General features: G+C 65.4%; 11 protein-coding genes. All 11 read right to left on the bottom strand.

Annotation, left to right across the window (positions count from 1 at the left end; translation table 11 throughout):
• Positions 1–9: 9 nt before the first annotated feature.
• Entirely contained in the window at positions 10–486 is a 477-nt protein-coding gene (locus tag IVA80_RS12045) for a (2Fe-2S)-binding protein (protein ID WP_247429585.1), read from the bottom strand.
• A gap of 6 nt (positions 487–492) precedes the next feature.
• Positions 493–1311, bottom strand: coding sequence for an FAD binding domain-containing protein (locus IVA80_RS12040; protein WP_247429580.1), 819 nt, complete (start codon positions 1309–1311; stop codon positions 493–495).
• Between the two features lie 14 nt (positions 1312–1325).
• Entirely contained in the window at positions 1326–1769 is a 444-nt protein-coding gene (locus IVA80_RS12035; RefSeq protein ID WP_247429578.1) for an SRPBCC family protein, read from the bottom strand.
• Between the two features lie 3 nt (positions 1770–1772).
• Positions 1773–2210, bottom strand: coding sequence for an SRPBCC family protein (locus tag IVA80_RS12030; protein WP_247390209.1), 438 nt, complete (start codon positions 2208–2210; stop codon positions 1773–1775).
• A 10-nt stretch (positions 2211–2220) separates the two neighbouring features.
• Entirely contained in the window at positions 2221–5124 is a 2904-nt protein-coding gene (locus IVA80_RS12025) for a flotillin family protein (protein WP_247429576.1), read from the bottom strand.
• A gap of 26 nt (positions 5125–5150) precedes the next feature.
• Entirely contained in the window at positions 5151–5984 is an 834-nt protein-coding gene (locus IVA80_RS12020) for a phosphoenolpyruvate hydrolase family protein (RefSeq protein WP_247429574.1), read from the bottom strand.
• A gap of 3 nt (positions 5985–5987) precedes the next feature.
• Positions 5988–8204 carry an ABC transporter permease gene (locus tag IVA80_RS12015; protein ID WP_247429571.1) on the bottom strand — a complete coding sequence of 739 codons (2217 nt, stop codon included), beginning with the start codon at positions 8202–8204 and terminating at the stop codon, positions 5988–5990.
• Positions 8197–8979: an ABC transporter ATP-binding protein gene (locus tag IVA80_RS12010; RefSeq protein WP_247429569.1), complete on the bottom strand. Its 783-nt coding sequence runs from the start codon at positions 8977–8979 to the stop codon at positions 8197–8199. The genes IVA80_RS12015 and IVA80_RS12010 overlap by 8 nt, the downstream gene beginning before the upstream one ends.
• A complete protein-coding gene (locus IVA80_RS12005) occupies positions 8972–10054 on the bottom strand; it encodes a branched-chain amino acid ABC transporter permease (RefSeq protein WP_247429567.1) in 1083 nt (360 codons plus the stop codon). The genes IVA80_RS12010 and IVA80_RS12005 overlap by 8 nt, the downstream gene beginning before the upstream one ends.
• Position 10055: 1 nt before the next feature.
• Positions 10056–11066 carry a branched-chain amino acid ABC transporter permease gene (locus IVA80_RS12000; protein WP_247429565.1) on the bottom strand — a complete coding sequence of 337 codons (1011 nt, stop codon included), beginning with the start codon at positions 11064–11066 and terminating at the stop codon, positions 10056–10058.
• Positions 11067–11300: 234 nt separating this feature from the next.
• On the bottom strand, positions 11301–12128 hold the full coding sequence (locus IVA80_RS11995) for an AraC family transcriptional regulator (RefSeq protein ID WP_247429563.1): 828 nt from the start codon (positions 12126–12128) through the stop codon (positions 11301–11303).
• Positions 12129–12229: the final 101 nt, after the last annotated feature.

The following is a 12229-nucleotide window of genomic DNA, read 5'->3' as shown; positions in this document are numbered from 1 at the left end:
TCAGGTCCCTCAGCCGCTGGCCCGGCCGCCGGAGGCGGCCAGGATGGCATTGATGATCGGCTCGTAGCCGGTGCAGCGGCAGATGTTGCCCGAGATCGCCTCGACGACCTCCGCCCGACTTGGCCATGGATTGCGGTCGAGCAGCGCTTTTGCGGCCATCAGCATCCCCGGGGTGCAATAGCCGCATTGGGCGGCAAAATTGTCGGCGAAAGCGCGCTGAAGCGGATGCAGGTTCGGGCCCTGCTTCATGCCGTCGAGCGTCTCGACGGAACGTCCCGAGACGATTTCGGCCAGCGTCAGGCAGGACAGATGAAGCTCGCCGTCGATCAGCACGCTGCACGTCCCGCAGCCCCCCTGGCCGCAGCCGAACTTGGGCGTCATGTCGCCGATCAGTTCGCGCAGTGCGACCAGAAGATTGGTGCCGCCGTCGACGAAGATCGCGACGTCGCGGCCGTTGTGACGAAATTGCAGGGGGATCTTGGCCATGACCCTCTATTCCTGACCCGAGAGGAGGCGGCGCAGGTGCACGCCGACGATCTGGCAGCGATACCAGGCGCTGCCAAGCGCGTTGTCGGAGGGCGATGTGCCCTCGGTTGCGGCGGCCGCTGCGGCCGCGATGGTCGTTCCATCGAGCGAGCAACCCTCCAGCGCGCGTTCGGCGGCACGTGCGCGAATCTGCGTCGGCGCCATCGACCCCAGCGCGATCCGCGCGCCGGCGATCCGGCCGCCGCCGATCGGTAGATGGGCGGCGAGCGTGATCACGGAGCCGCCCTTCGGCTTGATGCGGGAAACCTTGCGGTAACGGAAGGCGTCTGCGCTAGCCGGCCGAGTGCAGGATACCGAGAGCACCAGCGCTCCGGCTTGCCGCTCGCGCGATTGCAACAACTCTTCGATTCCGATGTCGCGCGCGCCAAAAGTGCCTTGCACTGCCACGGTGGCATCGAGCGCGAGCAGCGCCACCGTGAAGTCGCCATAAGGGTTTTGCGCGAACAGATTGCCGCCGACCGTACCCATGTTGCGCACGGCGGGGCCTCCGATCGAGCGGGCGGGGGCGTGCAGGAAACCGAGATCGCGCTCGGCCAGGATCTTCGCAAAAGTGACGCCGGCGCCGAGCGTAATGCGCGGCCCGGAGGCGTCGATCCGGGTCAGCGCCTGATCGTTTGCGCGGACGACGGTCGAGATCGAGACGTCGCCTTCGTTGAGCGCGCGCATGACCAGAGTGCCGCCGCCGAGATAGCGCGCCCGGCGATCGGACGACAGCGCGGCCGCCGCCTCGTCCAAGCTGCTGAATGTCTTCACCGTCAGGGTCATGGTTTCCTCTCCGCTTACGCGACCTCCTTCAGCTGTTGGCGGATCGCGGCAAAGCCGGCCTGATAGATGTCTTCCGCGACCATATGGCTGATGCGGTCGCGGTCCTCCGGCTTCGTGGTGAAACGCGATTCCCAGTGCCAAAAGGTGCGGTCGCCGTCCGTCACCGGCAGCAGGCGGACGTGCGCCACGTAGTTGAACATCGGGACCGGCGTATCGAGCAGACAATAGCTGAAGGCCTGTTCGAGATCGGAGAGCGCCAGCAATTGCTCGCGCAGCTCGGAACCGTCCTTCAACTTGAATCGGCGCACGCAGCCGATCTTGTCGGAGGCCTGGGCTCGCTCGATCATGGAAGTCGCCACTGCCGGATGCCAGCGGTCATGGCCGTTGAAGTCGCGCAGCACGCCCCACGCCACATCGGTCGATGCGTCCAAAATCGTGCTCTTGACGATATGCGGCATTGTTCAGCCCCCGAACACGCGCTTGAGCGCATCGAACCCGCCCTGGAACACGCCACCGCCGATATTGCTCACCAGCTCCGTCTCGCGCTCGGGCGCGCAGTCGAATTCGGCGGTCCATTCCATGAAGGTCTGGTCGCCATCGGTGACCGGCGTCAACCGCAACGTTGCGACGTAGTTTTCGACGCCCATCGGGGATTCCAGAATCGAATAGGTGCAGAACATGTCATAGTCGGAGAGTCCCAGTAGCTTTTCGCGGATGCGGTCGCCGTTGCGCAGGCGGAAATCTCGCACGCAACCGATCTTGTCGGAGGGCTCGCCGCCCTCGATGCGGCTTTCGGCGATCGCGGGATGCCAGTTCGGCAGGCCGTTGAAGTCGCGCACCCGCGCCCAGACGCGGTCATTGCGGGCATTGACGACGGTGGAAACGTAGACGCGGGGCATGGCTTGGATCTCAGCTCTTCTTCCGCGGACCGCGGTCGGCCGGCGGCTCGCCGCCTTCAGCTGATGGCGTCGGCGAGGCGGTCGGCTTGTCGCCGCCGCCGCCCTTGCGCGCCGACTCCTTGATGCCCTGCATGTCGCGAGCCTCGCGCATCAGCCCCGGCATTTTTGCGAGGCTGCCGCCTTCGACGCCGATATCCGCCAGGAGGGAGTCGATCAGCGGCGCCTGCACGCGGTAGCGCAGCGCGGAGTCGATCACCTCGTCGGTGGCGCTGCGGCCGCCATTTCCGCCATGGCCGTTGCCGTTGAGGCCGTCGACCTGGAGGATGCGGATGCCGTCGATCTTCTCCATCGGTTTGACGCTCTCGCGCACGATTCCCTCGATGCGGTCCAGCAGCTTCCTGCGGAACAGCGAGTAGCGCGCCTGATCGGTCAGCACATTCTCCGCTTCGTTGAGCAGCCGCTGCGCCTCTGCCTCCACGGCCGCGCGCACACGCTCGGCCTCCGCGGCAATCCGCGTTTCCTCGGCCTGCTTCTCGGCAAGGAGGATTTCCACGCTCTTGCGGCGCTTGGCGATCTCGTTCTCGCGTGCGGTGATGACGCGCTCGGTGGCTTCCGTGGCGCGCATCCGCGCTTCCTCGGCCGAGGCTTTGGCCGCGGATTCCTCCAGCGATTTCGTGTGGATCGCGATCGCCTTCTCCATCAGAACGGTCTCGATCTCCTTCTCGCGATTGACCTCAAGCTTGCGCAGCTCGCGCTCGCGGCCGATGCGGGCCTCGTCGAGGCCGCGGTCGGAGGCGATGCGGGCGCGTTCGACCTCCTCGCGCGCGGCAATCTCGGCTTCCTGCAAGGACTGGACGCGGGCAACCTCGAGCTGCTCGATCGCGCGGCGGCGCTCGAGACGCGCGGCCTCGAGTGCCTGCTCGCGCGAAACGTCCGTCGTCTCGACCTCTTTGCGAGCGACGATCTCGGCCTGCCGGACCTGGCGGTCGGCGTCGATCCGCTCGGATTTCTTTGCGGAGAGCGCGATGACGCGGTCCTCATCCGCGATCTCGATCGCCTTCTTCTGCTCGATATTGAGGACCTCGCGCTTCTTGGACGAATTGATCCGCTCGGCTTCGAGCGCGAGGTCGACGACAATACGCTGGCGCTCGATGGCGTCGCGGCGCTTCAGCTCGGCCGCCTCCAAGGCGCCGGTCCGCTCGATTTCGAGCGAACGCGTGTCGCGCTCGGCCTGGATGCGCTCGGCCGCGACCGCCTTCTCTTGGGCGATGCGGGCGGCCTCGACGGCTTCGCGAGAAGCGATGTCGGCTTCCTCGACGGTGCGGTTGCGCGCGATTTCGAGCGAGCGGACGCGCTCTTCCTGGGCGATGCGCGAAGCCTCAGTGGTCTCCCGCGCAGCGATGCCGGCTACCTCCAGCGTTTGGTCACGTTCGATTTCCAGCTGCCGCGTGTTTTGCTCGGCGGCGATGCGCTCGGCGGCAAGCGTCCGCTCGCGGGCAATACGAGCAGTCTCGACTGCGCGCTGGGCCTCGATCTCGGCCTCCTGGATCGTGCGCACCTGCTGGATCTCCAGCGCACGCGTGCGCTCGTCGGAGGAGATGCGCTCGACATTAACGATCATGGTTTGGGTGATGCGAGCTTTTTCGGTGGCCTCGCGGGCGGCGATCTCCGCCTCGTCCACGGCGCGGGTACGCTCGATCTCGCGGCGCCGGGTTTCCTCCTCATTAGCGATGCGGGCGTCGGTGACGACGCGGTCTTGCTGGATCCGGGCCTTCTCGATGGCCTCGCGGGCGGCGATCTCGGCTTCCTCGACGGTGCGCATCCGCTCGATCTCGCGCTGACGGACCTCGCGCTCCGATGCGATCCGTGTTGTGTCGATCGAACGCTGATTGGCGATGCGAGTCTTCTCGATCTCCTCGCGGGCCAATAGCTCCTTCTCCTCGATCGTGCGGGTGCGCTCGATCTCCTTCTGGCGGGTCTCGCGCTCGGAGGCGATGCGGGCCTCCGCGATCGCTTGTTCATTGGCAATCCGCGAGCGCTCGATAGCTTCGCGTGCGGAAATCTGCGCCTGCTCGGCTTCGGTCTCGCGTAGCGCCCGCTCGCGGGCGACTTCGGTGCGTTGCAGGGCGCGGCGCATCTCGATGTCGCGTTCCTGCTCGAGGCGCGCCGTCTCGCTCTCGCGCTCGATCTCAAGCGCCTGACGCTCGGCTTCCAGATTGCGGGTGCGGATCTTGATCATCGAGTCCTGCTCGATGTCGTTGCGCAGCTTGCGCTTGGCCTCGATGTCCTCCATCAGGCGGGTCAGACCTTCGGCGTCGAAACGGTTCGACGGATTGAAGAATTCGAGATCGGTCTGATCGAGATCGGTGATCGCGACCGATTCCAACTCAAGTCCGTTCTGTGCGAGGGCCTCCGCCGCGTTCGCCTTGAGGCGGGCGACATACTCGCCGCGCTGCTCATGCATCTGCTCCAGGGTCATTTCGGAGGCGACCGAACGGATCGCGGAGATGAATTTGCCGGCGAGGAGCGCGTGAAGCTGCTCCGGCTCCATGGTGCGGCGGCCGAGTGTGGCGGCCGCGATGGAAACCGCTTCGCGGGTCGCCTGGACGCGGACATAGAAATCGGCCTCGATATCGACGCGCATCCGATCGCGGGTGATCACCGCGTCCTGTCTGGAGCGCACGACGCCCATCGGCAGCACATTCATGTTGACGGGCGTGTAATCGTGGACGAACGGCAGGACGAAGGCGCCGCCGTTGATTACGACGCGTTCGCCGAGGAAGCCGGTCCGGACGAACGAAGTCTCCTTTGACGAGCGGTGATAGAGCCAGTTCACGATGTAGACTCCGACCACGATCACGACGATCGCGACGATCAGCCAGAGGATCAATTCACCGACCAGAATCCCGGACATGTTTTCCCTCCTTCAACTTTCCGGCATTATCGCGCGCCGATCGCCTTGAATTTGCGCACCTGATCCGTCAGCGCCCGTTCGACCGGCAGGCGCTCCATCGAGGAGGCGCCATAAAAGCCGTGGCAGTGACGGGTGCTTCTGATGATGAAATCGGCATCGTCCGGATCGGCGATCGGGCCGCCATGCGCGAGCACCAGAATGTCCGGATTGACGCTGAGCGCGGCTGAGGCCCAGGTGTCGATACGTTCGGGACAATCCTTCAGCTTGGGCGCGGTCTGCGCGCCGATGGTCCCGCCGGTGGTGAGCCCGAGATGGCAGACGATGATGTCAGCGCCGGCGATCGCCATCGCGGCGGCTTCGTTCTCGCTGAACACGTAGGGTGTCGTTAGCAGGTCTTTCTCGCGCGCCTTGGCGATCATGTCGATCTCCAGCGCATAGGACATGCCGGTCTCTTCGAGATTGGCGCGGAAGACGCCGTCGATCAGGCCGACAGTCGGAAAGTTCTGCACGCCGGCAAAGCCGAGCGCCTTCAGCTGGTCGAGAAAGACGTCCATGTCGCGGAACGGATCGGTGCCGTTGACGCCCGCGAGCACCGGCGTCTTGCTGACGACGGGCAGCACTTCGCCGGCCATCTCCAGGACGATGGCGTTGGCATCGCCATAGGGCATCAGGCCTGCGAGCGAGCCGCGGCCGGCCATCCGGTAGCGGCCGGAATTGTAGATGACGATGAGATCGACGCCGCCGGCTTCCTCGCACTTGGCTGAGAGACCGGTGCCGGCGCCTCCGCCGACGATCGGCTCGCCGCGCTTTGCCATGTCGCGAAATCGCCTCAAGAGTGCTGCGCGTTCAAACCGGGCCATCGGTCACCTCGCTAGTCTCCGGCGCGCCCCGACGCGGCCGAACAAGATTCGGAACGCGCCGACAATGGTGGAGGCGAACTCGGGATCGTTGATGTTCTGGTTGACGCGGATGAGCTGGCGACTCGCGGTCTGCCGTACCGTGCGCTCCAGCGCGCGGAACAGGGCGGCGTCGGCCTCGGGATCCCAAAACGGCTGGCGTTGTGCATCAAGCGCGGAGACGCCGCCCTCAGGCAGGAAGAAGCGGACCGGCCCGTCCATTTGGTTGAGTCGTTCGCCGATCCAATGGCCCATGCGCTCGTTCTCTTCCGCCGTGGTCCGCATCAGCGTGACCTGCGGATTGTGGACGTGGAATTTGCGGCCGCGGTAGCGCTCGGGGATGGTGTCGGGCGCGCCGAAATTGACCATGTCGACCGCGCCGACCGATCCGACATAGGGCACGCGGGTACGGATGATTGCCCCGAACCGGTCTTCAGTTGCCGGAAACACGCCGCCCATCAGCAGGTCGCAGACTTCGGTCGTGGTGAGATCGACGACGGCTGCGAGCTGGCCGGAGTCGACGAGCTTTTCCATCGAACGCCCGCCGACGCCGGTGGCGTGGAAGACGAGGCATTCGAAATCCTCGCGCAGGTCGGCCGCGATCTTCTGCACGGCGGGCGTCGTCACGCCGAACATGGTGATGCCGATCGACGGCAGGCCGGTGGCCGCAGCCCGGTCCCTGGCCTCGCGCTGATCGAGACGCGCCTTCACCATGCCCGCAATCGCGTTGGCACCGTTCGACAGTACTGCGCGCGAGATCGAGTTGAGCCCCTGCACGTCGGTGACCGAATACATCATGGCGATATCGGCAGGGCCGACATAGGGTCCGACGTCGCCGGAGGCGACAGAGGAGACGATCAGCTTGGGCACGCCGACGGGGAGGCTGCGCATGCCCGGCGCGACCAACGACGCCGCGCCCGAGCCGCCCGCGGAGATGACGGCGGCGACATTGCCCTGGCGCCGCAGCCAGTTGGCAAACGCATCCGCCATCGCGGTCACGGCGGCGCCCCGGTCGGGACCGAACACGGCTGAGCCGCCGCGCCCGTGATTGAGGGCGATTTCCTGCGCGGAGACGTCGCAGGTGGCTTGCTTGCCGCTGGTGGAGACGTCGACGAGGCGCGTGCGCAGGCCGCTGCCGGCAATGATGTCGCGGATGAAGCGGAGCTCGGTGCCCTTGGTGTCGAGTGTGCCGACGACCAGCACGACCGGCGGCCCGGACGACTGTAACGTCGCCGGCTCGCGCTTGCGCCGCGTATTGTCGTCGAGGCGCGCGATCTGCGTCGAGAGCGTGCGTGCCGCCGCTTCGATCCGGGCGATGGGCGCGGGTTGGGACCAGCGTGTCGGCGGTGTCGGGTTGGAGATGTAGATCCGAATCGGGCCGCCGGGCCGCGCAGGCTGCGGGGTGGCCTTCACGTCGGTGCCGGCCACGGGCACGTCGAGATCAGGCGTAAGCTCGGCATGCAACCCGACGCCAAGCAGGCGCTGCTGCAGCTCGCGGTCGGCGGCAAGCCGCGCCGAATCGATGATGCGGTTGATGCGGCCGTTGACCATGATCGCGATGTTGCTTGAGATCGCCGTCGCCACGCCGATATTCTGCTCGATCACGAGCACGGCCATGTCGCCGTCCTCACTGAGCCGCAGCAGCATCTCCTCGACCTGGGCGACGATGACGGGCGCGAGCCCCTCGGTCGGCTCATCCATGATCAGCAGGTGCGGGTTGGTCAAAAGCGCGCGCGAGATGGCGAGCATCTGCTGCTCGCCACCGGAGAGCTGGCCGCCGCCATGGTTCTTCCGCTCGGCAAGTCGCGGAAACATCTCGTAGATGCGCTCGACAGTCCAGGCGCCGGGCCGCATTCCGCCGGCAAGCCGCAAATGTTCGTCGACGTTGAGCGAGCGCCAGAGCCGGCGTCCCTGCGGCACGTAACCGACGCCGAGACGCGCGATATGGGCCGGCGGCCGCCGGGTGATGTCCTCGCCGCGAACACGGATCGAGCCGCCGCTCGCCGGCACCAGGCCCATGATCGCCTTGCACAGCGTGGTCTTGCCCATGCCGTTGCGGCCGACGACGGAGAACACGCCGGCATCTAGCGAAAGCTCGACGCCTTGCAGCGCATGCGAATGGCCGTAATAGATGTCGAGGCCCCGGATCTCGAGCGCGGCTGCGGTGCGGCGGATCTCACTCATGGCCGCCTCCGAGATAAAGCTCCTGCACCTCGGGATCGGACTGGATCTCCTGCGGTAGGCCTTCCTTGAAGATGCGACCGTTGTGCATCATCGTGACGCTCTCGACGACGCGCAGCGCCACATCCATGTCGTGCTCGATGATGATGTATCCGATATGCGCCGGAAGCGAGGTCAGGATCTCGATCAGCTCCTGCCGCTCGGTCGGAGAGAGGCCCGCGGCCGGCTCGTCGAACAGCACGAAGCGCGGCGCGCCGGCGAGCGCCAGCGCGATCTCGAGTTGGCGCTGTTGGCCATGGGCGAGCTCGGCGACGCGCTGGTCCTTGACTGCGGCCAAATGTACGGCCTGCACGAGACCATCGGCCGCGTGCATCAGCGCGTCGCTCTGTCCGGGACGCAGGAACGAGAAACGGCCGCGCGAGACGCCGCGGCAGGCGAGATAGACATTGTCCTGCACGGAGAGGCCGGGAAACAGGGCGGAGATCTGATAGGTCCGCCTGAGGCCTCGGCGGATGCGCTCATAAGGCGGAAAGTGTGTGACGTCTTCGCCGAAGAATCGGATCGTGCCGGAGGAGGGCGGAAAGTCCCCGGTGATGCAGTTGAACAGCGTGGTCTTGCCGGCACCGTTGGAGCCGAGCACCGCACGCCGCTCGCCCGGCCGAACGGTCATGGTAACGTCGGTCAGTGCCGCCAGCGCTCCGAAAAGCCGTGTTACACCGCGCAGTTCCAGCGCGGCGCCGGCGCCGACAGCCGAGAGGCGCTGCGCGACGCTATCCATGGCCGCGTCCTCCGCCTGGGCGGCTCGCAGCGGGGCGTTGGCTCTGACGCCAGCGCTGCCACAGGCCGATCACGCCGTCTGATGACCAGAACACGATGGCGAGGAAGCCGAGCCCGATCAGCAGCCGGAATCGATTGCCGTCGAGCCCGATCTTGATCAAGAAATCGAGCGCGAAGGTCCGCAAAAGAACGAAGACCAGCGCACCGATATAAGGACCGATCGGACGCGTGATTCCGCCGACGACCGCAATGATGAGAACATCGATACAGGCGCCGACGCTGACCGATCCCGGCGAGATCTGGCGGTAGTTCCAGACCTGGAGCACACCAGCCAGGCCGGCGATGAAGGAGGCGACGGCATAAGCCGCGACGCGGTGCGCGTTGACGTTGAAACCGAGTGCCGCCATGCGGCGCGGATTGTCACGAACGCCCTGAAGCGCCATGCCGAATGGCGCGCGGGAGACGTATTCGACGGCGAAGTAGCAGAGCGCGGCGACGGCGAGCACGATATAATAGAAGGGTATATCGGCTCGCCAGTTGACGCCCCAGAAATGCGGCGTACTGACGGTGTTGATCCCGGTGTGGCCGTTGAAGATCGCCCAGTTCTGGTTGGTGAAGTAATAAAATGCCGCGCCGATCGCGAGCGTGATCATGATGGTGTAGATGCCCTCAGTGCGCACGGCGAGCGCGCCGCCGAGCGTGCCGAACATCGTCGCAAGCGCGAGCGCCATCGGGACGGCCAGCCACCATGGCCAGCCCAGGCTGATATTGGCGTTGCCGCTGACACCGAACACCGCGACCATGTAGGCCGCGAAGCCCGCGATAGTCAGCTGCATCAGGCTGACCATGCCGCCGTAGCCTGCCAGCAGCATCAGGCTCAGCGCTATCGTACCGAGGATCAGCGTTGTCGCAAAGATCTCGATCAGGAAGAAGCCGTTGGCGATCAGCGGCATGATGAGCAGGATCACGGCCACGATCCAGGCCGCGGGGTTGTTGATGTCGGGCCATGCGCGCGCTGTCGGGCGCTGCGCAGTGGCGGGGCGGACCTGGACGCGGGCATCGTGTGTGACGGACATGTCAGCGCCTCGCCAGCAGGCCCTGCGGGCGCACCGCCAGCACCAGCACCATGATCAGGAACGTCACGACAATCGCATAGGTCGGGATGTAGACCGAGCCGAGCTGCTCGGCGAGGCCAATGATGAGCGCACCCAGCGCCGCACCCGGGATCGAGCCCATGCCGCCGACGATCACCACGACGAGCGATGCGAGCAGGAAGCGAATGTCCTCGCCGGGCGAGAGCGACTGGAAGGTTCCGCCGACCACGCCCGCGATGCCGGCCAGCCCAGCGCCGAGTGCAAAGACGAGGACGAACACGACCTGGATGCGTACACCGGTCGCAGCAAGGATGTCGCGGTCATCGACGCCGGCGCGGATGATCATGCCCATTCGCGTTCGGTTGAGCGCGAGCCACATCGCGACGCCGATCACGACGGAGGCAGCGAAGATCACGAGCCGCACCAGCGGATAGCGCAGATACACTGGCTCGCCGGAGGATTTGATAGCGGTGATCAGCGGCAGCTCGATCGGGCCGATCAGCCAGTTCGGGGTCTGAATCTGGTAGAAGTCGGCGCCGCAGGCCCACAGCATGAGATCGGCAAACACGATCGAGAGCCCGATCGTGACCATCGTCTGGCGCAGGTCCTGACCCTCCATGCGACGGAACACGACGACCTGAAGCAGGACGCCGACCAGGGCGGTCAGGATGAACGCGATGATGAAGCTGAGGATCCACGATCCGGTGGAAGCGCTGATGGCATAGCCGACATAGCCGCCGAACAGATAGAGCGAACCGTGCGCGAGGTTGACGTTGCGCATCAATCCGAAGATCAGCGTGAACCCGCTTGCAACCAGGAAGTAGAGCCCGCCGAGCGTGATGCCGTTGAACACGGCATTGAGGAAGACGCGCTTGCGGCCGATCGCGTCTTCAAGGCCGGGCGGCCACACCGCGAAGATTAACCAAAGCGCAAGCGCGATAGCGATGATCACGATGAGCGCCCGGGCCGGATGGCGTTCGACGAAGCGCGTCACGATAGTCGCTCCGTCCTCGCCTCGCCTCGCAGGGGGCAAGGATGAGCAATCAGCCGGCAGCGGCCCTGCTCTACGTCATTCTTCGAATGCGGATCGGACAGCCCCGTGCAGGCTGCGTACCTCGGCATGAACGTGCGTCCTCCCAGGACTTGACGATGCTCTTCCGGCATCGCCGCTCCACATCCTAGCGAGAGCGTGGTTGGTGCATTTGACCGTCAGTATCTTTTCGCGCGATCAGGCCCGCAAAACCTTGGCGGCGCGGCGGTAATCGGTTGGCGCCATCCCGACATTGGCGGCGAAGAAGCGTGTGAAGCCGCTTTGCGAGGAGAAGCCGAGGTCGAAACCGATGTCGGCGATCGGTGCTTCGCTGGCGACAAGGGCTTCCAGCGCCTGTTCCATCATCAGCGTATTGAGATAGAGATGCGGCGTGACGCCGGTCTGGGTGCGGAATAACCGGTAGAAATGCGGTCGCGACAGGCCGGATTCGCGCGCGATGGTGTCGAGCTCCATTTCGGCACCCGGACTTTCCGACATCAGCTTGATGCATTTGCGCACGCGGAAATCGGTGACGGCGCCCGTCGCGCGCGCGTCGCGTGCGATCCCGGCCTGCTGCCAGCTTTCGTCGTAGCAGATATCGATCAGCCGCCGCAGCTCGGCATCGAGGCTGGAGAGTGACGGTGCGCCGCACACAAGCGCTGCGGTTCGTCTGATGTGCTTGTCAAGGGCGATCGTGCGCTTGAACTGGGTGCGGCCGAAACGCAGGCGGTCAGCGCCAGGCGCATCCGGCGCGAACCACTCGGGATTGACGTAGAGCACGAAGAAGATCGCGCCTCCGTCGAGATCGGACGGCAGGAAGTTGTGAGGCTCCCAGGGATTGACGGCAACGATGGAGCTTTCTGTCAGATCGTAGTGCCCCTCAGAGACGTCGATGCATGCGGAGAGGCCGCCGACATGGAAGATCAGATGACCTTCGCGATGTGCGTGCACGTTGAAAGGGCGGTTCAACTGATAGACCGTCGCCCGACCGAACCGGCCGTGAAAGACGGCGAGCGCCCGGCTCATGCCTTCCCTCCCGAATGTTCTTGTCTTTTCGGTCAGCGTTCAACAACCGGGAAGAGATTGCAAGAGTGGAGAGCGTCCGCAAGTCGCTCCCCGGTTGCGAA

The sequence above is a fragment of the Bradyrhizobium sp. 139 genome, from assembly GCF_023074175.1.
GTDB lineage: Bacteria > Pseudomonadota > Alphaproteobacteria > Rhizobiales > Xanthobacteraceae > Bradyrhizobium.
The sequence above is the reverse complement of the archived record's forward strand: the minus strand, read 5'-3'. Positions and strand labels throughout refer to the sequence as shown.

Bases quoted from the DNA above. Each gene is read 5' to 3' on its own strand.
- IVA80_RS12045 (WP_247429585.1), bottom strand. From the start codon at position 486: ATGGCCAAGATCCCCCTGCAATTTCGTCACAACGGCCGCGACGTCGCG.
- IVA80_RS12040 (WP_247429580.1), bottom strand. From the start codon at position 1,311: ATGACCCTGACGGTGAAGACATTCAGCAGCTTGGACGAGGCGGCGGCC.
- IVA80_RS12035 (WP_247429578.1), bottom strand. From the start codon at position 1,769: ATGCCGCATATCGTCAAGAGCACGATTTTGGACGCATCGACCGATGTG.
- IVA80_RS12030 (WP_247390209.1), bottom strand. From the start codon at position 2,210: ATGCCCCGCGTCTACGTTTCCACCGTCGTCAATGCCCGCAATGACCGC.
- IVA80_RS12025 (WP_247429576.1), bottom strand. From the start codon at position 5,124: ATGTCCGGGATTCTGGTCGGTGAATTGATCCTCTGGCTGATCGTCGCG.
- IVA80_RS12020 (WP_247429574.1), bottom strand. From the start codon at position 5,984: ATGGCCCGGTTTGAACGCGCAGCACTCTTGAGGCGATTTCGCGACATG.
- IVA80_RS12015 (WP_247429571.1), bottom strand. From the start codon at position 8,204: ATGAGTGAGATCCGCCGCACCGCAGCCGCGCTCGAGATCCGGGGCCTC.
- IVA80_RS12010 (WP_247429569.1), bottom strand. From the start codon at position 8,979: ATGGATAGCGTCGCGCAGCGCCTCTCGGCTGTCGGCGCCGGCGCCGCG.
- IVA80_RS12005 (WP_247429567.1), bottom strand. From the start codon at position 10,054: ATGTCCGTCACACACGATGCCCGCGTCCAGGTCCGCCCCGCCACTGCG.
- IVA80_RS11995 (WP_247429563.1), bottom strand. From the start codon at position 12,128: ATGAGCCGGGCGCTCGCCGTCTTTCACGGCCGGTTCGGTCGGGCGACG.